The sequence below is a fragment of the Rothia sp. HSID18069 genome, assembly GCF_003989155.1.
Lineage (GTDB): Bacteria > Actinomycetota > Actinomycetes > Actinomycetales > Micrococcaceae > Rothia > Rothia aeria.
This window is the reverse complement of record NZ_RBMG01000001.1, coordinates 792250-818051: the sequence shown is the minus strand read 5'-3', so window position 1 is coordinate 818051 and position 25802 is coordinate 792250. Positions and strand designations below refer to the sequence as shown.

Annotated in this window: 23 protein-coding genes; 1 reads left to right on the top strand and 22 read right to left on the bottom strand. The window is 57.4% G+C overall.

Annotation, left to right across the window (positions count from 1 at the left end; genetic code table 11):
• Positions 1–7 precede the first annotated feature (7 nt).
• From alaS to hisS, 12 genes are all read right to left on the bottom strand, one after another.
• Positions 8–2689 (bottom strand): alanine--tRNA ligase, encoded by a 2682-nt coding sequence (gene alaS, locus D8M41_RS03645; protein WP_006887193.1) that lies wholly within the window; start codon positions 2687–2689, stop codon positions 8–10.
• A 103-nt stretch (positions 2690–2792) separates the two neighbouring features.
• The gene (locus tag D8M41_RS03640; protein ID WP_006887176.1) at positions 2793–3272 is read right to left on the bottom strand and encodes a hypothetical protein; all 480 of its coding nucleotides are present in this window, start codon (positions 3270–3272) and stop codon (positions 2793–2795) included.
• Positions 3272–3679: a DUF948 domain-containing protein gene (locus tag D8M41_RS03635; protein WP_006887336.1), complete on the bottom strand. Its 408-nt coding sequence runs from the start codon at positions 3677–3679 to the stop codon at positions 3272–3274. Before D8M41_RS03635 ends, D8M41_RS03640 begins: the two co-directional genes overlap by 1 nt.
• Before the next feature lie 298 nt (positions 3680–3977).
• Positions 3978–4610: a 30S ribosomal protein S4 gene (rpsD, locus tag D8M41_RS03630; protein ID WP_006887139.1), complete on the bottom strand. Its 633-nt coding sequence runs from the start codon at positions 4608–4610 to the stop codon at positions 3978–3980.
• 260 nt (positions 4611–4870) lie between these two features.
• Complete coding sequence (locus D8M41_RS03625; RefSeq protein ID WP_006887136.1) at positions 4871–5518, bottom strand: hypothetical protein; 648 nt, start codon at positions 5516–5518, stop codon at positions 4871–4873.
• Positions 5519–5538: 20 nt separating this feature from the next.
• Complete coding sequence (locus D8M41_RS03620; protein WP_006887164.1) at positions 5539–6993, bottom strand: replication-associated recombination protein A; 1455 nt, start codon at positions 6991–6993, stop codon at positions 5539–5541.
• Positions 6994–7051: 58 nt separating this feature from the next.
• On the bottom strand, positions 7052–7327 hold the full coding sequence (locus D8M41_RS12130) for a type II toxin-antitoxin system RelE family toxin (RefSeq protein WP_081481235.1): 276 nt from the start codon (positions 7325–7327) through the stop codon (positions 7052–7054).
• On the bottom strand, positions 7317–7529 hold the full coding sequence (relB, locus tag D8M41_RS03610) for a type II toxin-antitoxin system RelB family antitoxin (protein WP_006887243.1): 213 nt from the start codon (positions 7527–7529) through the stop codon (positions 7317–7319). The genes D8M41_RS12130 and relB overlap by 11 nt, the downstream gene beginning before the upstream one ends.
• A gap of 71 nt (positions 7530–7600) precedes the next feature.
• Positions 7601–8035, bottom strand: a complete 435-nt coding sequence (dtd, locus tag D8M41_RS03605) for a D-aminoacyl-tRNA deacylase (protein ID WP_006887309.1) — start codon at positions 8033–8035, stop codon at positions 7601–7603.
• A 34-nt stretch (positions 8036–8069) separates the two neighbouring features.
• Positions 8070–8597: a hypothetical protein gene (locus tag D8M41_RS03600; protein WP_006887326.1), complete on the bottom strand. Its 528-nt coding sequence runs from the start codon at positions 8595–8597 to the stop codon at positions 8070–8072.
• 153 nt (positions 8598–8750) lie between these two features.
• Positions 8751–10529, bottom strand: a complete 1779-nt coding sequence (gene aspS, locus D8M41_RS03595) for an aspartate--tRNA ligase (RefSeq protein WP_126926422.1) — start codon at positions 10527–10529, stop codon at positions 8751–8753.
• A 143-nt stretch (positions 10530–10672) separates the two neighbouring features.
• The gene (hisS, locus tag D8M41_RS03590; RefSeq protein WP_006887138.1) at positions 10673–12040 is read right to left on the bottom strand and encodes a histidine--tRNA ligase; all 1368 of its coding nucleotides are present in this window, start codon (positions 12038–12040) and stop codon (positions 10673–10675) included.
• A gap of 362 nt (positions 12041–12402) precedes the next feature.
• Between hisS and D8M41_RS03585 the strand changes: the two genes are divergently transcribed.
• Positions 12403–13674, top strand: coding sequence for a DUF349 domain-containing protein (locus tag D8M41_RS03585; RefSeq protein WP_126926421.1), 1272 nt, complete (start codon positions 12403–12405; stop codon positions 13672–13674).
• 89 nt (positions 13675–13763) lie between these two features.
• Here D8M41_RS03585 and D8M41_RS03580 read toward each other — a convergent pair whose 3' ends face one another.
• The 10 genes from D8M41_RS03580 to D8M41_RS03535 form a co-directional block, all read right to left on the bottom strand.
• Complete coding sequence (locus tag D8M41_RS03580; protein WP_126926420.1) at positions 13764–16169, bottom strand: RelA/SpoT family protein; 2406 nt, start codon at positions 16167–16169, stop codon at positions 13764–13766.
• A 300-nt stretch (positions 16170–16469) separates the two neighbouring features.
• The gene (secF, locus tag D8M41_RS03575; RefSeq protein WP_126926419.1) at positions 16470–17561 is read right to left on the bottom strand and encodes a protein translocase subunit SecF; all 1092 of its coding nucleotides are present in this window, start codon (positions 17559–17561) and stop codon (positions 16470–16472) included.
• Between the two features lie 2 nt (positions 17562–17563).
• Positions 17564–19258: a protein translocase subunit SecD gene (gene secD / locus D8M41_RS03570; protein WP_126926418.1), complete on the bottom strand. Its 1695-nt coding sequence runs from the start codon at positions 19256–19258 to the stop codon at positions 17564–17566.
• Positions 19259–19341: 83 nt separating this feature from the next.
• Positions 19342–19722, bottom strand: coding sequence for a preprotein translocase subunit YajC (yajC, locus tag D8M41_RS03565; RefSeq protein WP_126926417.1), 381 nt, complete (start codon positions 19720–19722; stop codon positions 19342–19344).
• 231 nt (positions 19723–19953) lie between these two features.
• Complete coding sequence (gene ruvB / locus D8M41_RS03560) at positions 19954–20940, bottom strand: Holliday junction branch migration DNA helicase RuvB (RefSeq protein ID WP_023133001.1); 987 nt, start codon at positions 20938–20940, stop codon at positions 19954–19956.
• A gap of 208 nt (positions 20941–21148) precedes the next feature.
• Positions 21149–21772 (bottom strand): Holliday junction branch migration protein RuvA, encoded by a 624-nt coding sequence (ruvA, locus tag D8M41_RS03555; RefSeq protein WP_006887187.1) that lies wholly within the window; start codon positions 21770–21772, stop codon positions 21149–21151.
• A 182-nt stretch (positions 21773–21954) separates the two neighbouring features.
• Positions 21955–22611 carry a crossover junction endodeoxyribonuclease RuvC gene (gene ruvC / locus D8M41_RS03550; RefSeq protein ID WP_023132999.1) on the bottom strand — a complete coding sequence of 219 codons (657 nt, stop codon included), beginning with the start codon at positions 22609–22611 and terminating at the stop codon, positions 21955–21957.
• Positions 22612–22739: 128 nt separating this feature from the next.
• Positions 22740–23498: a YebC/PmpR family DNA-binding transcriptional regulator gene (locus D8M41_RS03545; RefSeq protein WP_006887169.1), complete on the bottom strand. Its 759-nt coding sequence runs from the start codon at positions 23496–23498 to the stop codon at positions 22740–22742.
• Positions 23499–23596: 98 nt separating this feature from the next.
• The gene (locus D8M41_RS03540; RefSeq protein WP_037233564.1) at positions 23597–24361 is read right to left on the bottom strand and encodes a type 1 glutamine amidotransferase; all 765 of its coding nucleotides are present in this window, start codon (positions 24359–24361) and stop codon (positions 23597–23599) included.
• A gap of 3 nt (positions 24362–24364) precedes the next feature.
• Positions 24365–25651 carry a Mur ligase family protein gene (locus D8M41_RS03535; RefSeq protein WP_037286716.1) on the bottom strand — a complete coding sequence of 429 codons (1287 nt, stop codon included), beginning with the start codon at positions 25649–25651 and terminating at the stop codon, positions 24365–24367.
• Positions 25652–25802 lie beyond the last annotated feature (151 nt).

Sequence of the window (25802 nt, the reverse complement as noted above, 5' to 3'; positions counted from 1 at the left end):
TCTGAATCTATGCCTGCGCAATCGTGGTGCGGATCGTATCCAACGCCTCGTTTACCTTCGTAGCATCCTGACCACCGCCCTGGGCAATATCGTCTTTACCGCCGCCGCCGCCGCCAAGAACACCGGCGGCAACACGTACCAGCGCACCAGCTTTCACCCCGGCCTCACGGGCGCCCTCATTGGTAGCAACAATAACCACCGGGCGGTTATTCGCAACACCGCTCACCGCAACCACAGCGGGCTCAGAACCGAAGCGGGAACGCAGATCCAGCGCCAGTGAACGTACTCCGTTAGCATCCAGCTCCCCGGCGTGATGTGCAAGCACACGCACCTGACCGATAGTCTGAGCGGTCTCAATAAGCTTCGCAGCCTCAGCCTGAAGCTTTTCGCGCCGCAGCTTCTCAAGCTCCTTTTCGGCGGACTTCAGCTTGGTGAGGGTCTGATTAATTTTTTCGGGCAGCTCAGCGGAGGACTGCACCTTAAGCAGGCTGGTCAGCTGGTTCACGAGGGTGCGTTCAGCAGCCAAATGGTTAAAGGAGTCCAACCCGACAAGCGCCTCAACACGACGGTTCCCCGAACCGACGGACTGCTCGGTGAGCAGGGACAGCGAACCAACCTCTGCGGAAGAGCCCACATGGGTGCCGCCGCAGAGCTCGCGGGAGAACTCGCCGCCGATCTCGACCACACGCACAGTATCGCCGTATTTTTCGCCGAAGAGGCTCATCGCCCCCATAGCTTTGGCCTCAGCCAGGGGCATTTCACGGGTGATCACCTCAAAGTTATCGCGGATCGCACGGTTTGATACTTCCTCAACCTCACGCTTGGCAGATTCGCTCAGCCCCTCACCCCAGGCGAAGTCAAAACGCAGGTAGCCCTCCTTATTGAACGACCCACGCTGGGTGGCTTCTTTACCCAGCACCTGGTGCAGTGCGGCGTGAATAATGTGGGTACCGGAGTGCGCTTTCTCGCCGTCCTTACGGCGCTGCACATCCACCTGAGCCACTACCGGGACACCAGGGTGGGCCTCACCCTCACGAATTACCGCCCGGTGCACGCTCAGCCCCTTCACCGGCTGCTGCACGTCCTGAACATCAATGACGAAACCATCACCGGTAATGGTGCCGGTGTCGGCGGCCTGCCCGCCGGCTTCAGCGTAGAACGGGGTCTCGTCAAGAACAACCTCAACTTTATCCCCGGCCTTGGCTACGGGCACGGAAACGCCGTCCACCAGGATTGCACGCAGCTGCGTCTCGGTGCGCAGCTCAGTATAACCAGTGAAGATGGAGCCACGCTCATCCAGCAGCCTGCGCAGTTCAGACAGGTCAGCGAATGCGCCTTTCTTGGCCTTAGCGTCGGCCTGGGCACGCTCCCGCTGCTGGGCCATGAGCTCACGGAACGCCTTCTCGTCCACCTTCACCCCGGCCTCAGCAGCCATTTCAAGGGTGAGGTCGATGGGGAAGCCGTAGGTATCGTGGAGCGTGAACGCCTCAGCCCCGGAGACGGAGTTAGAGCCGTTCTTCTTGGCGCTGGCCACTGCTTCTTCCAGCCGCTCAGTCCCTGTTTCGATGGTGTGCAGGAACGCTTTCTCTTCGGCGTAGGCGATGCGCGAAATACGCTCAAAATCGTCTGCGACGTACGGGAATGCACCAGCCATCGCATCGCGGGAGGCAGGGAACAGAACCGGCAGGCACGGTTCAGATACACCCAGTAGGCGCATCGCACGGATTGCACGGCGCATGAGTCGACGCAGAATATAGCCACGTCCTTCGTTTGAAGGAGTCACCCCGTCAGCGATGAGCATGAGTGAAGAGCGGATATGGTCAGCGACCACACGCATCCGCACATCGTCAACATACCCTTCATCCTGGGGGGATTCAGACCCATGATATTTTTTACCGGATAGTTTCGATGCCGCGTCAAGTACCGGGCGTACCTGGTCGGTCTCATAGAAGTTCTCGACCCCCTGCAGCAGCATCGCAAGACGCTCAACGCCCAGGCCGGTATCAATATTTTTCTGAGGGAGTTCACCCAGAATCTCGAAGTCGTCCTTGCCGGTGCCTTCGCCACGTTGGTACTGCATGAACACCAGGTTCCAGATCTCAATGTAGCGGTCGTCGTCAACAGCCGGGCCGCCTTCCTTACCGTAGGCCGGGCCGCGGTCATAGAAAATCTCGGAGTCCGGACCTGCGGGCCCGGGCTGGCCGGTTGACCAGTAGTTCTCTTTCATCCCCATGCGCTGGATACGCTCTTCGGGGAAGCCAACGATCTTGGTCCACACGTCAAACGCCTGATCGTCGCCTTCGTAAATGGTCACCCACAGCCGCTCAGGATCCAGGCCGTAGCCGCCTTCGTCCTGGCTGGTGGTGAGTAGTTCATAGGCGAACGGTATTGCCTGCTCTTTGAAGTAGTCGCCGAATGAGAAGTTTCCGGCCATCTGGAAGAATGTGCCGTGTCGGGCGGTTTTGCCTACCTCATCAATATCAAGGGTTCGGATGCACTTCTGGACGCTGGTTGCGCGGCTAAACGGCGGTGTTTCACGTCCCAAAAAATACGGGATAAACGGAACCATGCCCGCAATTGTGAACATAGCGCCGGGTTCATTTGAGATAAGCGATGTTGAGGGGACCACGGTGTGCCCGCGTTTAGCAAAAAAATCAACCCAGCGCTTTGAAATTTCCTGTGAGAGCATTTTTTCCTCTGAAGTGAATACGTGTGTTTAGTAGGTCTTGTATACAATAAATCTTTGGTTAGCGCGTTAACTACATCATACGACATGAAATAGTATTACGCTTTTAGTTGAAGAAATCTTCACCAAGTTCCCGGTCACGGCGCAGGCGAGCTTGACGCGCTTCCTCAAGGTGGGCTATTTCGCTTTCAACCTCAATGAGCTCACGCTCGGCAACGGCTCGACGCAGCTCGGACGCCTCATTCGGGCTCATATCCCGGTCCCACAGATCGAGAGAGCCGGGGCGGGCGTCCTGTTTTTGCCGCTCAACTTTGGCGTGCAGTTCGGCTTCTTTCTCCTGCATGCCTTGGCGTACCCGTGCGGCGAACTCAACCGCCCGCAGGGCGTAAGGCTGCAGCGGCTTACCCAGGGACGAATCAAAAAACTTTCCCATCTGAGACTCCGGGTTTAACTCCAGCGCACCGGACTGGTATTTAATGAGGGAGGCGCTGGACGGGTTTGCTTTGACGTAGGCGGCACGCCTGGAGGCGAGGTAGCCGACAGCGGCGCCGGCACCTAGAAGTAGAGCTGAGCGTAAAATACCCACTAGTTTTCACCACCCTGTTGAGGTTTCTCGGGGCCGGGGGTTTTCGGGTTCTGGGCGTTGGTTGAGCCGCCGCGGAATGCTTGACGCACACCGTACGAGAACGAGGCAACTTTAATGAGCGGCTGACCCACAGTTGAGGTCACCAGAGAAGACAGCGCCGAAACGTTCGCTGAAGCGTCTGAAACGTTTGAGGTGATGTCGTCCATCTTTTCCAGCTGCTCGTTGGTGCTTACCACCGTTTTGGTGACTTCTTCAATGAGCGGATTGGTGCTCTGGTTGAGGGAGCGGATGGTAACAATGAGCTCATCGAAAACCTTGGTGAGACGAAGAATTGGTACGGCTAACAGGGCCACCAGGATTGCAAAAACCCCTGCGGCGATGAGACCCGCGATGTCTCCACCGGTCATAGATACCTCGTTTCTTCTTGGTTGGGTGCTCCCTTAGCGGTCAAGGCGGCCGCAGGTACGCGGTAAAGGAACCGAACGTGCGGCCACTTCCCTATTCTAAATGAAATTAGGCGCCTCGTCCGCCTGCGCCCTGTTCGCATGTAGATTTTTCGGGCTGCCCAAGGCGGCCTTAACGCGCTCTATCTGGATCGATACCTATAAGTCGCGCCCTAAAATTTATTGCTCGGTTCGCTTAAAACGGGACGACCCGCCCGTGGTATAAACCACGGCGCGGGCCGACTCTCGAAAAATATCGAGATTATGCCAGGCGTGAGTAGTACTCAACGACCAGCTGCTCGTCGCAGACCACGGGAATCTCCTCGCGCTTGGGGGCGCGTTCAAGCTTCGCGTGCAGCTTCTCAATTTCGACGTTCAGGTATCCCGGAACCTCAGGCAGAACAGCCTGGTTCTCGCCCGCAGCAGCCACCTGGAAGGGGGTGGTCTTCTCGGACTTGGGGTGAACGTGGATCAGCTGGCCGGGCTTAACGCGGAACGACGGGCGATCCACGCGAACACCATCAACCATAATGTGGCGGTGTACAACCATCTGACGAGCCTGCGCAATGGTGCGAGCAAAGCCCGAACGCAGAACCAGGGCATCAAGACGGGTTTCGAGGTGCTCAACCAGGTTCTTACCGGTCTGACCCTCAACACGTTTTGCCTCAAGGTATGCGCGGCGCATCTGTGCCTCGCGGATGTTGTACTGAGCGCGCAGACGCTGCTTTTCCTTCAGCTGGGTTGCGTAGTTGGAGTCAGCCTTCTTGCGGGCGCGGCCGTGCTGGCCGGGGCCGTAAGGACGGCGCTCAAGGTACTTTTCTGCCTTCGGGGTCAGCGCGATGCCCAAAGCACGAGACTGACGCACGGTACGGCGGGTGCGGTTGTGTTTAGCCACAATCTACCTTTCATAGTGCGGGGCGCAACTGTTTCACGAGCTGGCCCCTTTAATCGTTTGGTTCTGGCCTCCTCGGTTTACCCGCACCAGGTGGTGGGGCGGAGAGCTCGGGGCAGAGTACCCCGGCGCTACATCTCTGGCGCACGCCTGCACCTGATATAGCTGCAGGTGGATGCGGTCACAGAAATTGCCAGACCCATCAAGTGTACCGGTATTACCATGTTTAATCTAGCGTGCGGTTCCGGCCTCAACGGCAAAAGCTACACCATAAATGTGCAGCCGTTTAATGCGGCGGCCGTACCTGGGCTCGGGTGAAGAAGTTCAGTGGTTACCTCTTCTGAGGTTAGCGGGGCAGAACCATCATCCTGACCAATATCGAACACGAATAGTGCTATTTCATCTAAGGGAACGCCGAACATCTCTATAACGGTCGGCAAGCTGCGGAAAACCCCAACCATATTATCTGTCACATCCACATGGAGTATCCTGTGGGCGAGTAGCTCCTGATCGACCATCTCACCCCAGACAGTCCACCCGTCGGGGACCGTGGGGTGAAGTAATGAATACGGGGTAAAAACATGAGTGTGCGGGCCAAAAACCACCTTTAATGCGGATACCTGACCGGTGGCCGTATACCTTAGCGGGCTGCTAATAATATGCCACCCAACATATTCCTGGTGCATAAGATACACGGTCGCCTCATATGTTCCATCGCTTACCGTTATGAGAAAACTAGCTTCCGGCAGTATCTCTGGTTCGGCCATAAAGTAGAGTGCTGGCCGGTGGGCAAGGCAGTAGGCTTTTCGCCCGGCATAAGTATTTTGATATTCACCCCATGTGCTGGCCCCACCAGAGTTATTAATGAGCTCGTAGGCGGTAACAGGAGGTAGCGGCAGTGACAGTTTCATGCATTTATTGTAGGCGTATCTTATGCGCCTGCACCGTTCGCCCGGTCAAGGATTTCACGGATACGTTCGCGCCGTTCAGTCAGGGTTCGTTCAAACCCGTGCGGCGTGGGCTCGTAGTAGGTCTTACCCTGCAAGGTATCCGGCAGATACTGCTGAGCCGCCACATGCCCCGGCTCATCGTGCGCATAAATATATCCGTCACCGTGTCCCAAGTCGGCTGCGGCCGCATAGTGGGCGTCCCTCAGATGAACCGGAACCTGCCCCGAAAGCCCGGCGCGCACATCCGCTATTGCCTTATTAATAGCCACATATGCCGCATTCGATTTGGGTGCTAAAGCACAGTAGATCACCGCCTGCGACAGAATAATGCGCGCCTCCGGCATACCAACCAGCGCCACCGACTGGGCGGCAGCGGTTGCCACTTGAAGCGCCTGCGGATCGGCAAGACCAATATCTTCACTCGCCGCAATCATAATGCGCCGCGCCACAAAACGCGGGTCTTCGCCTCCTTCGAGCATGCGCGCCAGGTAGTGGACGGCGGCATCGGCGTCGGAACCGCGTATAGATTTAATAAAGGCGCTAATCACGTCGTAGTGCTGATCGCCGTCTTTGTCGTAGCGAACGGCAGCACGGTCAACGGCTTCCTGGGCATGTGCCAGAGTAATGCGCACGGGTTCGTTAGGGTTTACCTCTCCCCCAGCTTCCGCGTTTTCGTCCGGGGATTCGGCCTGCTCATTCTCGCTGAAGGCTATGGCGGCCGCAGCCTCTAAAGACGTCAGCGAGCGGCGTGCATCACCACCGGATACCGCGGCAAGGTGGGCACGGGCATCTTCATCAATTACTGCGGCACCGTTGAACCCGCGGGGGTCTTCGAGCGCTCGGGTAATTAAAGACTCAATGTCGGCTGGCTCCAAAGAATGCACTCGAAGCAAAAGCGAACGTGACAGAAGAGGCGAAATCACGCTAAACGAGGGGTTTTCCGTCGTCGCCGCCACAAGAATAACCCAGCGGTTTTCAACTCCGGGCAGCAGTGCATCTTGCTGGGCCTTCGTAAACCGGTGAATCTCGTCAAGAAAAAGCACCGTTGTGGTTCCGTACATGTCACGGTCTAACAGCGCCTGGTCCATAACAGCGCGAACGTCTTTAACTCCGGCGGTGATAGCGGAAAGTTCGACGAATTTACGCCCCGGCGCACGTGCAATCACATGCGCCAGCGTGGTTTTCCCGGTGCCGGGAGGGCCGTACAGAATAACGGATGCGGGCCCGGCTGGCCCGGCATGATCTGCTCCGGCGAGTACCCGCAGCGGCGACCCCGGGTTCAGCAGATGCGCCTGCCCGAGCACCTCATCCACGTTCTGCGGACGCATCCGCACCGCCAGCGGGGCACTGGAACGCGCGCTGGCGGGGGTGGGTGCTATAAACTTGACGCGGTCCTCGTCATCGGGAAGGCCAAGATCAAAAAGCGAATCTGCCATATTTCAACTCTACTGGTTATCCGATGTGCCTGCCTCAGCACCAAAGTTTGCCCCATTTCTATGAATAAATAGAAGACCTGTGCCCCACATCGGTAAGTACAATCACCAACTGATTTCGTTCAAAGTACATAATCAACCGATAATCCCCTACCCGACGTCGCCAGTACCCAGCGAGAGGTCCGGAAAGTGCCTTGCATGCCTTCCATGGTTCCTCCACTGTTCGTAATTGGTTAATATCTTTACGAATACGGCGAAGAACTTGTGGGTCTAGTTTTTTCATCGTCTTCGCGGCGGTAGGTAGAACTTGTACGTCCCAGTTCTGATTAGTCGTCAAGTAGCTGCCCCATTAGGTCGTCAAACGATACGGCCGCTACCTTGCCCGCGCGGTAATCTTCGACCTCTTGTTTCATCAGGTATATGTGCTCGTACTCTGCAATTTTTTCTTCCATCGCAAGCCGCATGTAGTACGAAGCTGGACGATCAGTATGGCGCGCCAACGCCTCATAACGGTCTTTGAGCTCGGGGCTGAGTCGCATTACTGCTGTTTTTGTTTTAGATTGTATCTGTGTAGACATGTAATACATTGTATTACATTATGTCAAGTATCTTAGAGGGTTTCGCTATCGAGAATGAGGGTTACCGGCCCGTCATTAACGAGTTCAACCTGCATATCGGCGCCGAAAACTCCTGTTTCAACACGGAGCCCGATAGCGCGGAGCTTCTGGGCAAAAGCCTCAAAAAGCGGCTCGCTGACAGCGCCCGGAGCCGCTTTCGACCACGACGGGCGCCTGCCTTTTTTCGCATCTCCGTAGAGCGTGAACTGACTAACGGCAAGAATGGGCGCATTAATCTCAAGCGCGGATTTTTCGCCCTCAAAAAGGCGCAGGTTAGCGGTCTTATCCGCCACTTTAGCCAGCTGGGCCTCGCCGTCCTCATGAGTAAGACCGACGAGTGCAAGATACCCGGTTTCTTCAATCGCCCCAACGATCTTATTCTCTACACGCACGGATGCGCGGCTTACACGCTGCAAAATAACTCGCATGAGTATGCTCTGCCTTTCGGTGTTTCTAAAATGTTCAGATACTTCCGCGAAGCCGTACCGCCTGCAGGAATTTCTCTGCCTCACGAGGTGCCCGGAATTCTATATATCGTTTGTCAGGGTGATTCCTGCGTGCTTCAGCTATAAGAGGCTCATATTTAGGGTAACTAATCCAGCTATAGCGAATCATATTTTCAGGGTTGGTAAAAACGCTCCACAGGGGCGGCTCAGTATTTCCCGCCCAGAGCTTTTTACGGGTCACTGCCCGGTGCAGGGTTCTTCGAATAACTCGCTGCTCAACAAACCATCTCGGATAATGCAGGTAAATGACGGTATCAGCACGCTCCATCAGACGCTCACGTACCTGAGAGTACTGCCATTCTGTAATCCACGAATCCTGCGCCGCGAGTTCATCCACATCTGCTTCAAAACTGGGGCGGGGCGTCCAGTTCGCACCCCAGTGCAAAGAATCCATTTCGGTATGCGGTATGCCTAAAATCGCGCCGAGTCTTTGGGCAAATGTGGTTTTACCGCTGCCGCTTGTGCCAGCGATGAGGATGCGCATAGCTCCTGCCTTTCGTGCGGGGACTTTTCCCAGAATAACTAACCCATACACGAATACGCACCGAAACGACGAAAGCGGGCTGCATATACACCGTGGCGTATCTACAGCCCGCTTTCCTCTCAGCGCTCACGCGCGGGGATTTTCAGACAAGAATTACTTCTCGTCTTCATCCTTCTTCTTCGGCTTGAAATCAACGCCTGCTTCCTTGCGCTGCTGCGGCGTGATCGGCGCAGGTGCGGCAGTCAGCGGGTCGTATCCATTACCGGTCTTCGGGAAGGCAATAACCTCGCGAATCGAATCTACCCCCGCAAGAAGCGAGATAATGCGATCCCAGCCGAATGCGATACCGCCCATCGGAGGTGCGCCGTACTTGAAGGCGTCCAGCAGGAAGCCGAACTTCTCCTGTGCTTCTTCCTCGCCAATTCCCATGACCGCAAAAACACGTTCCTGCACGTCACGGCGGTGGATACGGATAGAACCGCCACCGATCTCGTTACCATTGCAGACAATATCGTAGGCGTATGCCAGCGCCGAACCGGGGTCCTTGTCGAAGGTATCCAAGAACTCGGGTTTTGGCGCCGTGAAGGCGTGGTGAACGGCAGTCCATGCGGAGTGCCCCAGCGCGACATCTCCTGACTCGGTGGCCTCTGCGGCAGACTCGAAGAGAGGCGCATCCACAACCCACAGGAACGACCACTCGCCGTCCTTGATAAGGCCGGTACGGTGGCCGATCTCAACACGGGCAGCGCCCAGCAGAGCACGCGCCTGTTTAGCTTCACCGGCGGCGAAGAAGATGCAGTCCCCGGGGTTGGCGCCGGTTGCTGCAGCAAGACCTGCACGTTCCTCATCAGTGATGTTCTTCGCAACAGGACCAGTCAGTTCGCCGTCTTCCTGCACGAGTACATAGGCCAGACCCTTCGCACCGCGCTGCTTTGCCCATTCCTGCCATGCGTCCAGGGTGCGGCGCGGCTGAGAAGCACCGCCGGGCATCACCACGGCACCCACGTAGGGAGCCTTAAACACACGGAACGTGGTGTTGGCAAAGTAATCGGTAAGTTCGGTCAGCTCAAGGCCAAAACGCAGATCTGGCTTGTCGGTACCGTATTTCTCCATCGCTTCGGTATAGGTCATACGGCGAATAGGACGGGGAACCTGCACATCAATCAGGTTCCAGACGGCCTCGACAATGCGTTCGCCCAGGTCAATAATGTCGTCCTGGTCTACGAAGGATGCCTCAATATCGAGCTGAGTGAACTCAGGCTGACGGTCCGCACGGAAGTCCTCATCGCGGTAGCATCGAGCAATCTGGTAGTACTTCTCAATGCCGCCCACCTGCAGGAGCTGTTTAAACAGCTGGGGTGACTGCGGCAACGCATACCAAGAACCAGGTGCCAAACGTGCAGGAACCAGGAAGTCACGGGCACCTTCGGGTGTCGAACGGGTAAGAGTGGGGGTTTCAACCTCAAGGTAGCCGTCATCAGCAAGCAGGTTGCGTGCCGCGCGGTTAGCATCGGAACGCAGGCGCATGATGCGAGCGGGTTCGGGGCGGCGAAGATCGAGGTAACGGTAACGCAGACGTGCCTCTTCACCAACCTCAACATGCTCGTCAATCTGGAATGGAAGCGGTGCCGCAGTATTGAGAACCTCAACCGCAGAAACTTCAACCTCAATTTCGCCGGTTGCAAGATTCGGGTTTTCATTTCCCTCAGGGCGCTTGGTCACCTGACCGGTTACACGCAGAACGTACTCATTGCGCAGGTGCTCAAAATCGTCTTCATTATGGAACACGCACTGGGTAACGCCCGCGCGATCACGCAAATCGACGAAAGCTACGCCGCCGTGGTCACGACGACGAGCTACCCAGCCGGTGAGGGTTACGGTTTCTCCGATGTTGGCGGCGGTGAGCTCGCCATTGGTATGGGTGCGAAGCACTGCATTCCTTTCATTGCAGGCACCTCACGACTATAGACAGTAGCCGGGTGCATGCGCTTGATTTTCTAAGATACGCACACTGCGTGCGCATTGTCCCATTGTAATGCCGCCACGCACTATAGTGTGGCGACACCCTCAATATTTTATGAGCTGATGCTCTCGGCAGGCACTACACGCACGTTCAGGTCTTCTCCTGGCGGCATCCAGCTCGCGGGGTCCGCAGCGACTTGTTCCCCCGAACGGATATCCTTCACCTCGTGCGTCAGCTCGCCGTTATCCCCCGTCGAAATAAACCATACGAAGGGAATACCGCGTTTTTCAGCGTATTTGATCTGCTTACCGAATTTGGCTGCGTTCGCCGAAACTTCACAGGCGATACCGCGCGCCCGAAGCGCATCGGCAACATCGTTAGCGGCAGACCAGCCTTCATCATTAGTGAGGGCGATAAACACCGCTGAGGGAACCTTACGGGTAGCCTGCGCAAACCCCTGCGAGAGGATGCGTGCCACCAGACGGGTCACCCCAATCGAGAGCCCAACTCCGGGATAGGTCTTCTTCCCGTTCGAGGCTAGTGACTCGTACCGACCGCCCGAGCAAATCGACCCCAACGATTCATGCCCCACGAGCACAGTCTCGTAGACAGTACCGGTGTAATAATCCAGCCCGCGCGCAATAGAGAGATCGGCAAGAACTTTTCCGGGGGCGCGGCGGGCAGCCTCATCAATAACTTCGGCAAGCTCGGTAACACCCTGATCAAGAAGCTCATGCTCAGCCTCGTAGCGTTCAGCGAGTTCACGAACCTGAGCCACAAAAGATGAATCCTCGGTACGAATCTGCGCAAGCTCTAGGGCTGCCTGAGCCTGCTCTTCAGAGGCACCAGCTTCACGCTGAAGTTCCTGCGCCACCGCATCCGCGCCAATTTTTTCAAGTTTGTCAATGGAACGCAGCACCGCGGCTGTATCGGTGAGCCCCAGCCCAAGATAAAAACCCTCCGCAAGTTTGCGGTTGTTCACCCGAAGTTTGAAATCGGGAATAGGGAGTTTTGAGAGCGCATCTACAACAACGAGGGCGAGGGTCACGTCATAACGGAAAGGCAGTTCGCCATCACCCACAACATCAATATCAGCCTGGGTAAACTCGCGTGCACGCCCCTCCTGCGGGCGTTCGCCGCGCCACACTTTCTGAATCTGGTAGCGAGAGAACGGGAAATTCAGGTACCCGGCGTTCTCAACCACGTATCGCGCGAAAGGCACGGTCAAATCGAAATGCAGAGCAAGCTTTTCTTTAGCTTTGGCGCCGTTATCATCCTGCAGGCGAGAGATCGCATACACTTCCTTATCGATCTCGCCCTTGCGAAGCAGCTGCTCAATAGTCTCAACCGAGCGGGTCTCAATTGAAGAAAAACCATGAAGCTCGAAGGTCTTACGCAGAGTATCAAGAACGTGGTTCTCAACAAGTCGTTCAGCCGGTAAATACTCCGGAAAACCAGACAGCGATGCCTTGCGAGCCATAGTGTTTCTTCTCCTTGAGGTTGCAATAATCGGTTGTGCTATATGAGCAAAGTGTTTGCGGGGCACAATCTTCTTAATAGTAACAAGGATGCGCTCCTAGCGAACCCGACGCCGCCTTCTGCAGACCTGAACCACCAGCTCGCCACGTGTGCTTCGCGGCGTCACGCATCTCACCCTGTGACCCGCGTCCGGGTTGGCGTGTAACGGTGTGTTTAAACACCCGGCACCCGTTATGCTGTATAGATGCGCGCGCATCCTGATGACACGGTGCGCACCCTCAAAGCCGCCCCGTACGCGCGCACCATGAACCTCGGCGTAGCACCCTAACACGGTACGACGCCCCTAGTGAAAGAGTTATAGCGGTGACCATTAAATCCGACGACATTGCTGTGAACCTCGAAAAGGCCCGCAAGTTTGGGCGCGTCTCTGAAGACGGCCACGTATTCGTCATTGTTGAAGGCGAAGAGTACGCGGTAGGCCAGCTGCCTGACGCCTCAGAAGAGGAGGCGCTAGCCTACTTTGCCCGCAAGTTCGAGAACGTTGAGGCGCAGGTGACCCTGCTGGAGTCTCGCATCGAAAACAACGCTCCCGCCGCCGATGTTCAGAAGGGTATCGAATCAATCGGTGCCCAGATTGCCGAGCGGAACATGGTGGGCGACTACGCCGGTTTGCAGCAGCGGCTAACAGCCCTGACCGAACGCATCGGTGAGCTGGCTGAGCAGCAGAAGCAGAACCGTGCCGCCAACCGTGAGCGCGCCTTGGCTGCCCGCGAAGAGATCGTGGCTGAAGCCGAGTCGATTGTGGAGCAGGATCCCGAGAAGATTCACTGGAAGAACTCGCACGCGCGCATGAACGAGCTGTTTGATGCGTGGAAGCAGGCCCAGCGGGAAATCCACCTGCCCAAGTCGGTGGAGGACGAGCTGTGGAAGCGTTTCCGTACCGCCCGCACCACCTTTGACCGTAACCGCCGCGCGCACTTCTCCCAGCTGGATGAGCGCAACGCCCGCATTAAGCGCGCCAAGGAAGAGCTGATTTCCCGTGCGGAAGAGCTCTCAAGCTCCACCAACTGGTCTGAGACCTCCCGCGCCTACGGCGATCTTATGCGCGAGTGGAAGAAAGTTCCGCGCGGATCCCGCCGGGAGGACGATAAACTGTGGGCCCGTTTCCGTGCTGCACAGGATGTCTTCTTTGATGCCCGTAACGCTGCCGAAGCTGAGCAGGATGCGGCCTATGCCGACAACCTGAAGGTGAAAGAAGCGCTACTGGTTGAAGCCCGCGGGCTTCTTCCGGTAACCGATATTGCCGCCGCTAAAGCCGCGTTCGATAAGATCCTTGACCGCTGGGATGCAGCAGGCCGCGTGCCGCGTGCCGATATGCGCCGCATCGACTCTGAGCTGCGTAAGATCCAGGACGAGATTCACGGCGCCGAGGCTGCGAAGTGGAAGAAGAACGACCCCGCGAAAACCGCACGGGCGAACTCGCTGCTTGCGCAGATTCAGGATTCCCTCACCAAGCTGGAAACCGAGCTGGCTCAGGCCCAGGCATCGGGTGATGAGAAAAAGATCGCTAAGGCGCAGGAGGCACTGGATGCCCGCCGCGCCTGGGCAGCCACCCTGGAAGGGTTTGAAGGCTAACGTCTAAGAGCGCCAACCGTATCGGGCGGCTCACCACACTACCGCAGGAGTGTGTGAGCCGCCCCGTTCGTGTATAAAAAGGCACCCTCTTATGCGTGCGCCGGTTTAGAGCCCGTCAGACGGTATGCCTTATACACGCCGTCAACGTTCAGTACTACGTTCACCACATGCTCCAGCATGTACCTGTCCCCCAGTTCAACCGTGAACCTGTCCACCGCTATGTGGTCTTCGGACGTGTGCACGCGCGCATCCACAATACTCACACCCGAATCTGAGATCGCACGGATGAGGTCATTGAGCAGGCCCTTACGGTCAAGTCCCTCCACCTGAATCTGCACCCGGTAGGTGCTGCTGGGGGTGGGTGCCCACTGAACCTCCGTTAAACGCGGCTGCTGCTCCTCATCCAGGTTCAGTATATTCGGGCAGTCACGCCGGTGCACCGAAATACCGTTGAGCCGGGTGACCATGCCAATAATGTCGTCGGGCGGGACCGGGCTACAGCAGCGGGCGATCTTCGTGAGTACACCCTCAGCCCCCGGCACCAGCACACCGTTGTCGCTCACCGCGCTACGGGTCTGCTTCAGCAGGGTTTCGTCAAAGTCGCTCACCTCAACAGTCGGCTCGTCCTGCTGCTCCCCGTTATACAGGTCAATGAGGGTGTCAATAACCTGCTTTGTGGTCAGCTCGTTCTCGCCGATAGCCCGGTACATGGTTGCCACATCGTTCTTATGCAGAGTTTGGGCCACCTGGGTCATCAGCTCGGGGCTCATCATCTTCTGCAGCGGCAGCTCATTATTGCGCATGCTCTTCGTGAGCGCCTCACGCCCACGGTCCAGCGCCTCAAGACGACGTTCTTTCGCAAAGTGCTGGCGGATCTTTGTGCGGGCCCGTGAGGAACGCACGAACTTCAGCCAGTCTTCGCTGGGTCCTGCCTCCTCATCTTTCGTGGTCATAATTTCCACGGTCACCCCGGTTGGCAGCATCGTGTGGAGCGGTACCAGACGGCCGTTTACTTTCGCCCCGACGGTGCGGTCCCCCACCTCAGAGTGGATAGCGTACGCGAAATCAACCGGGGTTGAGCCGGAGGGAAGCGCAATAGCCTCACCGTTGGGTGTGAGCACCACAATCTCGTCGGTGTCCAGGGTGTCTGCGAGGGATTCGTAGAACTTATCAGACTCGGGGTTAGAGTTAGAAATTTCGGCGATAGCCTGCAAAATACCGACGTTCATTGCTGCGGTCTGGGTGCCGGGTTCGTGCTTAGCGTTGCTCACCTGCTCACCGCGTGAAGCCGCCTTATACCGCCAGTGCGCAGCCACCCCGTATTCGGCTTCTTCATGCATCTTATAGGTGCGGATCTGCACCTCTAATGGCAGGTTCCCCGGCCCGTACACCGTTAAATGCAGCGACTGGTAGTTATTGTTTTTTGGGTTTTTAATATAGTCCTTAAACCGGCCTGTCATTGACGGCCATAGCGAGAGGATATGCCCCAGCACGGTGTAGCATTCGCTCTCCTCTTCCACCATAATGCGCACCGCAAGAATGTCATTAATCTCGTCAAAACTACGGCCCTTTGTTTTCATCTTCTGATGAATCGAGTAGTAGTGTTTAGGCCGGCCAGTCACCATGGCTTCAAGACCCATCTGGGTTAGCCGCTCGGAGATTTTAGCGCGGGCGTCCTCCAGAAACGCCTCAAGTTTTGGGGTGCGTTCCCCCACCATGCGCACCATCTCAGCGTAAATATCGGGGCTCATCGCCGCAAATGACAGGTCTTCAAGCTCCCATTTAATCGTGTTCAAACCCAGCCGGTGTGCTAAGGGGGCATAGATTTTTAGTGTCTCTTCGGCTTTACGGGCCGCCGAGGCCGCCGCCACAAAACGCCAAGTGCGTGCATTATGCAGACGGTCCGCAAGTTTAATGAGGAGCACACGAATATCTTTACTCATCGACAGCACCAGTTTGCGGATGGTCTCAATGGAGGCACGCTCACCGTAGGTCATCCTGTCGAGCTTAGTCACCCCATCCACCAGATAGGCGACTTCCTCCCCAAATTCTGCGGTGAGCTCTTCCATCGTGTAGTCGGTGTCTTCTACCGTGTCATGAAGCAGCCCGGCCGCCAGCACGGGGCCGGTGGCGCCCATCTCCGCGAGGATCGCGGTCACGGCAACCGGGTGGGTAATGTACGGGTCGCCACTTTTACGTTTCTGCCCGCGGTGGTGCCTATTGGCCACCTCAAAGGCACGTTGAAGAACCTGAATGTCCTCCTCAGGATGGTATTTGCGCAGGGCACGCACCACCGGAGCGATCATTGGCGAGAAATGTGTCTGTGATGTACCAGGGTCAAGATTTTTAGCGATGCGCCTACCAAAAACCAGCCGGTTAGGCACACGCCCGGATGCGGTCATAACGCGGTGCGAACCGCGCACCGGTTTCTTTTTCGGCGCGGTTTGAGGAACCACACTGCTGTCTTCGGGGGTATTGTGGGATTCTACGACCATTTTTACCTTTTCCCTCCTGCGAGTTTTCTGGCCTGGTAGCGGTGGGGTGCTTCGTCGGCCCCTTACGCGGCGCCTTGTTGTGCATGGCGGCGCGCATCCACACGAGAAAACCCGTTGTGTGTTTGTTATGCTACCCAACCTTGACGATACGTCGCAAACTGTGCCCGGTTATATGGTGCGCAACCCGTACGCTTTTTGGCTCCTCAGCAGCTGGGCAACCCCGGTGCACTAAAGGGCACGCATAAGGGGCTAGCATCATCCAAGATGCTAGCCCCTTACCCTCAAAGCCGGTGAGTGAAACTAGTCGAAATTCACGACATTCACTTCAATCTTCGGCTTTGAACGTTTCACGGGTTTCTGCTGTGACTCGTTGTCGGAGCCGGTCTCTTCTTCCCCGCCGTGGGCGCGGAAGTACTCCACCTTCTGCTGCTGCCCGACGATCTTTTTCTCGCCCAGCCGCAGCATACCGTACAGCGGTGCCGAGACGAACAGAGTGCCGAACATGCCCACCAGAATACCCACAAAGAGCGAGAGGGAAAGATCCTGCAAGGTACCTGCACCAAGCATAAACGCACCAATAAACAGGATGGACCCGACGGGGAGCACACCCACAATCGCGGTGTTAATGGAACGCACCAGGGTCTGGTTAACCGCCAGGTTCGTTTCCTCCGCAAAGGTCGCATCCTTACGGTCCATAATGTCCTCGGTGTTCTCGCGGATCTTATCGAAAACCACCACAGAGTCGTACAGCGAGTAGCTCAGGATCGTCAGGAAACCGATAATCGCGCTCGGGGTGATTTCGAAGCCCAACGCTGCGTAAATACCCACGGTGACCACCACGGTAAAGAACAAGCCCGCAATGGAGGCGACAGACATCTTCCAGGTGCGGAAGTAGAACGCCATACCAATCAGCGCGAAAATCACGAACGCCACCAGACCCCACAGCGCCTGCCGGGTCACATCAGCACCCCAGGTGGGACCCACATAGGATGAGGTCACGTCGTTTTCACTGACGCCGTACGCATCCTGCAGGGCTTTCTTCACTTTGAGGGTCTCTTCGTCACTGAGTTTACTCATCTGCGCCCGAACAGTGCCAGGGGCAATATGGGTAACATGCACGTCGGAGGCGTCCGGGACGTTCTCCTTGACGATTTTCTCCCCGGTGGAGGATTCCGTATGAGAAGCCTTCGACACCACAAATTCCGAACCGCCACGGAAATCGATACCCAGGTTGAACCCGTTACCGACCAACGGAAGGATCACTGAGACCGCCATGAGCGCGGCGGCTATCATCAGCCACAGTTTACGTTTGCCAATGAACGGGTAGGAGCGTTTGCCCGAGTGCAGGTCATTACCGAACCGCGCGAAGACGTTAGGTTTTACCTCGGTCATGGTTACGCCTCCTTCTTTTCTTCAGGGGCGCCCGTCACGTCTTTATCCTCGGCGGCACGGGCGGCGCGGCGGCGCTCTGCGATACTCACATAGTCTTCATCCGGTTTGCGGAAACGACCGGCGCCACGGTACAGCGGGGTTGCGCCCAACGACTCGGGCGAGAGGCCCGAATGACGGTACCCCTTACCGAAGTAGCGGGTATTCGCCAGCAGGGTCAGGGTGGGGTGAGTGAACAAGTACACAACGATCAGGTCGGCGATAGCAGTCAAGCCCAGGGTAAAGGCGAAGCCCTTCACAGAACCCACCGACACCACGTACAGCACCACTGCCGCCAGCAGGTTCACAGCCTTCGAAGCGAGGATGGTGCGGGAGGCCCGCTTCCAGCCGTGGTTCACAGCGGAAGGGATGGTGCGTCCGGCGCGTATCTCATCACGAATACGTTCGAAGTACACAATGAACGAGTCGGCTGTGGCACCAATAGCAACAATTAGGCCCGCAACACCTGCCAGGGAGAGGCGGTAGTTCAACGCCCAGCCCAGAAGCACAATCGCCTCGTACGAGATAATGCCCGCCACGATCAGCGATGCCATGGTCACAAACCCGAGCAGGCGGTACTGGAACAGCGAATAAATGAACACCAGCAGCAAGCCGATGAGACCGGTTAGCAGGCCCACCTTCAACTGCTCAGAGCCGAGGGTTGCCGAGATCTGCTGCTCAGATTGGATGCTGAAACTAATCGGCAGCGCACCGTATTTGAGCTGGTCGGCCAGGGCTTTAGCCTGGTCCTCAGTAAAGTTACCGGTGATCTGTGACTTACCATCTGAAATAACAGCTTGGGACGTTGGGGAGGACAGCACCTTACCGTCAAGCATAATAGCGAACCGGCTGCGCGGGTCGGCGGGGTTCTGCCCACGGATCGAGTTCAGGCGGGAGGTCACATCTTTGAAAGTGGTAACCCCCTGGTCTTTAAACTCAATGTTCACGCCCCAGCGGCCGGTGGTCACGCCCTGGCCGCTGCTTTCCTGGGAGTGCGAGGCTGTTGCAATATCGTTACCGCTGAGCTCAACACGACCCAGGATGTACTTTTCGGTACCGTCGGTGGAGCAGGCCACAATCGGTTTTCCAGGATCCTGGTTTTCAGCATCCTCATTATGCCCGGCGGTGCAGTCTTTCGCCTCGTATTCTTTCTGCAACTCGGCGGTAATCCAGTTCTTATCCGAGTTATCTTTAGGTTCCGCGTCCGGTTTGGGGAGCTTATCGTCCGGGGTGCGGCTCTCTTGCGGGGTTGCCGCGCCTGAACCCGAGGCCAGCACAGGACGGAACGACATGTTCGCAGAAGCCTGAATGAGCGCACGGGTTTCGGCGCTAATAGTGCCCGGAACGGAAACCACCACGTTATTGCCCGAACCGAAGGAGGTGGTAACCTCCGCCTCGGAGACGCCCGCGCCATCAACGCGCTGACGGATAATTTCAACTGCCTGGTTCAGCTGCTCTTGGCTGACAGATTCATTCTGCGACCCGTTAACTTTGGGTGAAAGAATCATCTGCGTGCCGCCAGAGAGGTCAAGCGCAAGTTTCGGGCCCCACGACCCGCCCGCCTGGGTGGTGCCGAAAATACCTGCGGCCATCACAATCATGAGCAAAACCATTGAGACGAGGGCGCCTCGTGCAGCTGTAAGCGGGGAACGCTTAGCCATGTATGCCCCTTACTAGATTTTTATCTTCTCAATCAGCAAGAATAGCACCCGTTCTAGGGTGCTATTCCCGATTATTGTCTTTATTAATTGAGGTCGTAGCCCTTGGCAGGCTTCTCGGGTGACTCGTCTTCCGCCGTGTCTTTGGACTCGGTGCTTTCCACGACTTCTTCCTTAGCCTCCACCGGTTCTTCTTCCGCAACATCCACCACGGTGGCAACAGCGTCCAGGCTAATGGTGATGATCGTTCCCTCGGCGATCTCCACAAGTGCTTTACGGTTTTCATGGTCGGTTGAGACGATGGTGCCGTACAGCCCGGCGCGGGTCATAATTTCATCACCAGCACGCAGGTTTTCCTGCATAGTCTGGGTGGCTTGCATCTGTGCTTTCTGCCGTTTAGTGCCGCTGTAAATGCTCCAGATCATGAAGAGCACAAAAACGGCGAGAAGTATCATCGTAATATCCATGGTGTCCTCTCTGTAGGGACGTGTCCCCGGCGTCGCCCTACCCGGGGTGCATAGGATGGTGACGCGCCTGTGTTCATAGTTTCTCTACTGTACCCATCCTACGCGAGAGCACAGTCTTTCCCTATCGGTTATGCGCTCAGCCGCAGTTTTTCTTGAGAAACTACCCTGCCACGGTGATGTTTTCCCCACTGAAAACAGCATGACCGTTCCGTGCTAGGGGATATTTCGATGCTACAGGTTAATGTCGGGGGCTTCTAGCCCCAGATGCTCCCACGCGGCAGGCAGCGCCACACGCCCGCGAGGGGTGCGGCCAATCAACCCTTCACGCACCAGGTAGGGTTCAGCTACTGTCTCCACGGTCTCGGTTTCTTCACCAACGGCGATAGCCAGGGTGGAAAGGCCCACCGGTCCCCCACCGAACTTGTGGATGAGCGATTCAAGAACAGCGCGGTCCAGGCGGTCCAGCCCGCGCTCATCCACTTCATACATGTCAAGGGCGGTTGCCGCATTGTGGGCGTTAATATTGGGCACATCATTCACAAGGGCCCAGTCGCGTACACGGCGGAGCAGCCGGTTAGCGATACGCGGCGTGCCGCGTGAACGGCCCGCGATCTCTGCGAACCCCTCACTGGTGATACTCATATCCATCAGACCGGCACTGCGGCGTAGCACCAGCTCAAGCTCCGGCACAGAGTAGAACTCCAGGTGCCCGGTGAACCCGAAACGGTCACGCAGCGGCCCGGGGAGCAGCCCGGCACGGGTTGTGGCACCCACCAGGGTAAACTGCGGTAGTTCAAGGGGGATGGAGGTTGCTCCCGCTCCCTTACCAACCACAATATCCACGCGAAAATCTTCCATCGCCATGTACAGCATTTCTTCGGCGGGGCGGCTCATACGATGTATTTCATCCAGGAAAAGCACCTCGCCGGGGGTTAGCGACGAGAGGATGGCCGCTAAATCGCCGGAGTGCTGAATAGCTGGGCCGGAGGTGATGCGCAAAGGGGCATCCATCTCAGCGGCAATAATCATGGCGAGCGTGGTTTTGCCAAGCCCGGGAGGGCCGGAAAGAAGCACATGATCAGCGCTGCGGCCCCGCATTTTCGAGGCTTCCAGCACTAGGGAAAGCTGCTGCCGCACCCTTTTTTGCCCCACGAAGTCACCAAGCGATTTGGGGCGCAGGGCCGCCTCAATCATTTTTTCTTCGGGTTCTTCTTCCATGGCAACTAGCCGCTGCTGCCCGGGCACCTGACCGGGTGCGTAACCGCCCGACGGCGTAGGCTCATAGGGGTTATCTGTCACGTGTTCTTATCCTCTGTAGATGCTGTAGCTCTCGTGCCTGAGCGTGCTGCGGCGGCTCTATCCGATACTACCGTACGCACCACCGGGTGCGGTGTGCTCCCCGTGGTAGGGTGTGTTCCGCCGTGCGTTAGCGTCGCCCAACAGTATTTTGCGCCCCTAAGGAGGCAAGCACCCCGCGAAGTGCCGCGCCTACCGCCTCATTCTCGGCGCCCGGGTTGTGGGTCACATAGGCGTCAATCGCAGCATTAGCGTCTTTTTCAGTCCAACCCAAGGAGGTGAGAGCATCGAGAACCTGCGGTTTCCACACCAGCCCGCTCTGGGGGGCGGCTGCTTCTTCTCCTTGGCTTTCGCTAAGAATTAGTTTGCCCGCCAGCTCAAGCACAATACGCCGCGCACCCTTAGGGCCAATACCGGGAACCTTGGTGAATGCTTTATCATCCCCTGTGGCCACAGCGCGCTCCACCTCACTGGCGGTGTGCACGCTCAGCACAGCCAACGCAATACGCGGACCAATTCCCGAGACGGAGAGCATCATATCAAACACTTCACGTTCGGCGGGTTCAGCGAAACCGTAGAGCGTCATAGATTCTTCGCGCACAATCATGCTGGTGAGCACCGTGGCGGTCTCCCCCAGGTGCAGGCTGGCGAGCGTACGGGCGGTGGCGTGCACAAGCATCCCAAACCCGTTGACGTCGAGGATGACGCTGTCGAGACCTACATGGCTTACTCTGCCGGTGAGTGACGCAATCATAGTTTCCTCTCATAGGGCGCACTAGGTACCGTTGCTGTGAGCAGGGCGCGCACCTCCAGTATATTAGAATATATCTTCTGAAATCAACCACATGATGACCCGCCCGCGAAAAATCCTTGAGAATAACAGGAAAAACGCGCACATCATATTCGAAAATAATATCGAAAAATGTGTTGGGTCGTCTACCTGCGGGCCTTCGCCTCCGCCTCTTTCCACGCCCGCTGCGCAGGAGTGAGCGCAGCACCCCGGGCAGCCTGCACAGGCCGGGACCCCTGGTGAGTCTGGGTGTGCGCCGCCATATTAATGCCCGAACCGATGCCGCCGCCGCGCCACCCGTGACAGATGGCAATAGCGAGCGCATCGGCAGCATCCGCCGGTTTCGGCATTTTTTCAAGGCCCAGGATGCGGGTTACCATCCGCCCTACGGAGCCTTTATCGGCCCGCCCGGAGCCGGTGACCGCCGCCTTCACCTCGGAGGGGGTGTGAAAATGCACGGGCACACCAAGCATTGCGGCCGCCGAAATCACCGCCCCGGAGGCGTGCGCGGTACCGATCACAGTATTGACCTGTTCTTGGGCGAAGATTCGCTCAATAGCGAGCGCATCTGGCTTATACACTTTAATCCACTGTTGGGCGGCGTTGAATATGCGCAGAATACGCTGATCCAGTGCCTCAGCCGCCTGGGTTCCGGCGATACCGACGTTCACGAAGTAGGCTTTGCGGTCGGCGGTCATATCGAGCATGGAGATGCCGCAGCGGGTTAGGCCCGGGTCGATGCCCATAATGCGTGTGGCACCGGGTACGCGCGGCTCGGGGGCGAGCGGGTGGTTTTCGCTCATCCGGTTTCTCCTTATGCTGTCGTTGGCTGTCCCCTCCGACTCCGGTGGGGGTGCGCCCAGATAGAGTACGGTGCCCGGCTCACTGCCCGCGTGTGCGGGGCGTGTCCGGGCACTCGTGCGTTTTGTGCTTATTCGGCTTCTAGCTGGGCGATAACCTCTGCGGAAACGTTTGCGTTGGAGTAGACGTTCTGGACGTCGTCGAGTTCTTCGACCGCATCCGCGAGTTTGAGGAACTTTTTGGCGCCGTCAAGGTCGAGGTCTACCTGCATGGTGGGGCGGAATACGGGGTCGTCGTTGTTGTACTCCAGTTCCGCTTCATCCAGTGCTTTGCGGATTTCGGGCAGGTCGGTTGCGGCGGATACGACGGTGAACACGTCGCCTTCGTCCAGTACTTCTTCAGCACCTGCATCAAGCACGGCCATGAGCACGTCATCTTCGGTGAGCCCGTCGGTTTTCGCTACTTCGGCCACGCCTTTACGCTCGAAGAGGAACGCCACGGAGCCCTGGTCTGCCATGGTGCCGCCGTTGCGGGTCACGGCCAGGCGCACGTCTGATGCGGCACGGTTGCGGTTATCGGTCAGGCACTCGATGTACAGTGCGGTGCCTTGCGGGCCGCGTGCCTCGTACATGATTTCGGTGTAGTCGATGGTTTCGCCGGTCAGCCCAGCACCGCGTTTAATGGCGCGGTCAATATTGTCGTTGGGCACCGAGTTCTTTTTTGCTTTCGACACGGCAAGGTCGAGTGCGGGGTTGCCCGCAATGTCTGCCCCGCCCATGCGGGCGGCTACTTCGATTGCCTTAATGAATTTGGCGAATGCCTTCGCGCGCTTGGCGTCAATCGCGGCTTTCTTGTGTTTGGTGGTGGCCCATTTGGAGTGACCCGACATTCGTTTCTCCCTTACGTTAATGTTCTGTGCGGGCGCACGTGGGTGGCCGCGCGTCAATACTTTTCAACTATACCGGCTGATGTGCGCTGGCAGTAGTTTTAGCGGGGGCGTTTCATCGCTGATGCGCGTGCCTTGTTCACGAGTGTGTCGTCGATTGTGGCGGGGGTGAATTCGCCGTATTTACGTTTGGCGGCCTGCTCGATCAGGTAGTCAGAGATTTTGGGGTTTTTGGGCAGTAGTGAGCCGTGCAGGTAGGTGCCGATCACGTTGTGCACGCGCGCGCCTTCATGGGTTTCTGCCTTGTTGTTCCCTTCGCCTTTGGTGACGGTGGCGGCAAGCGGGGTGCACCCGGAGCCCAGGTAGGTGAGCCCGGAGTGGTTTTCAAACCCGATGATGGTTCCGAAGTCTTTGGACTCTTCAACAATGTTGCCGATCAGTCGTTCGTCACCGCCTACAGTGTGGGCGTCGAAAATCCCGATGCCTTTGAGCACTTCCCCTTCGCGGGTGCGGAATTCTTTGCCGAACAGCTGGTATAGGCCGCAGATGACGAGCATGGGGGTGCCGTCTTCGGCGAGCTGTTTCAGGTGTTCGGAGTTGGCGTGCAGGTCTTCTTGGATGACGGTCTGCCCGGAGTCCTGGCCGCCGCCGCCAATAATAATATCGATGTCTTGGGGGAATTCGTCGCCGGGGTTGTAGTCGATAATGTCGACGTCGAACCCGTGGGCGTGTGCGCGGCGTGCGAGTGAGAGCGTGTTGCCCCAGTCGCCGTAAATGTTCATGTCTTTGGGGTACAGCTGCAGGATACGCAGAGTTTTGCCGTTGTTCGGCCCGGCGGCGGGGGTTCCGGCGATGGTGTGGGTCATGGCTTAGGAAACCCTTTCGACGTTGGTGATTTTTCCGAGTTCTTCGCGCAGGGCGAGCATTGAGGTGTAGGTGCAGAAGATACGCATGGGTGCCTGCCCGCTGTTGGCGATGAACGAGCGGAGGGCGTCGTCTAGGTCTTCTTGCACGTCTTCTACGGGTACGCCGTCGTGTTCTAGGCGCAGCACCATATCCCAGGCGCGCACCCCGGAGACCATTTTCACGCCGGTGGCGGCTAGGTCGTGGAAGTCTACGTCCCACAGCCAGGAGACGTCGCGCCCGTCGGCGTACTGGTCGTTAATGGTGATCATGGTGGCGTAGTCGTGGGAGTTTGCGCTGGCCAGTGAGAGGCGGAACCCGCTGGGGTTTTTCACCAGCAGCAGCTGCAGCGGACGCCCGTTCACGTTGAGGGTTTCGCCGCGGCCGAATGCGGGGGTGATTTTTGCCAGCTCGTTCACGAGGGCGTCTTGGTTGAGTTTTTCGCCCATGACGGCGCGGGTGAGGGCCATTGCGGCGGCGGCGTTGAAAATGTTGTAGATGCCGTAGAGGTTAATCTGCCCTTTGATGCTTTGACCCGCCATGTTGAAGGTTGCGCTGCTGCCGGAGAAGGCGGTGAGGGTCACGTCTGAGTCGGGCAGGTCGGCGGAGCGTGCGCCCACGCCGCTGCGCAGCTCGTCGTCTGAGGGGAAGTATGAGCGCAGCTCGTCGTTCAGCCCGAAGTAGCTGATGTTCGTGCCGGGCTGCACGGCTTGAGCGAGCGAGCGGATGCGCGGGTCTTCACGGTTGAGCACCACGGTTTTAGTGGTTGCGGCGGCTACGGTGGAGAGCATCCTGCGGGTGGTGTCGATTTCGCCGAAGCGGTCAAGCTGATCGCGCAGCACGTTCAGCAGCAGCGCATAGTCGGGTTTGACGGCTTTGACGAAGTGCACGGCGTGCGCCTCGTCTAGTTCGAGCACGGCAATGTCTGCATCGAGTTTTCCGGTGAGGCTCATTGCGCCCAGGAGGGCCGCCGCCACGCCGCGCACGAAGTTGGAGCCGGTGCGGTTGGTGAAGACTTTAAGCCCCTGCGATTCGAGCAGCTGCACCGTCATTTTGGTGGTGGTGGTTTTGCCGTTGGTGCCCGAGACAACGACCACGCCGTAGGGCAGTTTGGCGAGTTCTTCGGCCACGAATTCGGGGTGCAGTTTTTCCATGACGAGGCCGGGGAATGCGGAACCGCCGCCGCGTAGTTTACTTGCGTAGCGTACGCCCTGGCCGAGCAAACGAATGAGGGGTTTTGACATGCACACTATTTTATACCCTCCCGCACTGTGTAATTGCACGGTATGGCGTTGCTTACTTTGCGGGTGTTGGCGGCGGCCTTTTATGTGTTGTGCCATGCACACAACGGCGCGTGCCGCTATTTCCCGGTGTGTTTTCGCGGGAGTAGTAATAATTTTTCTG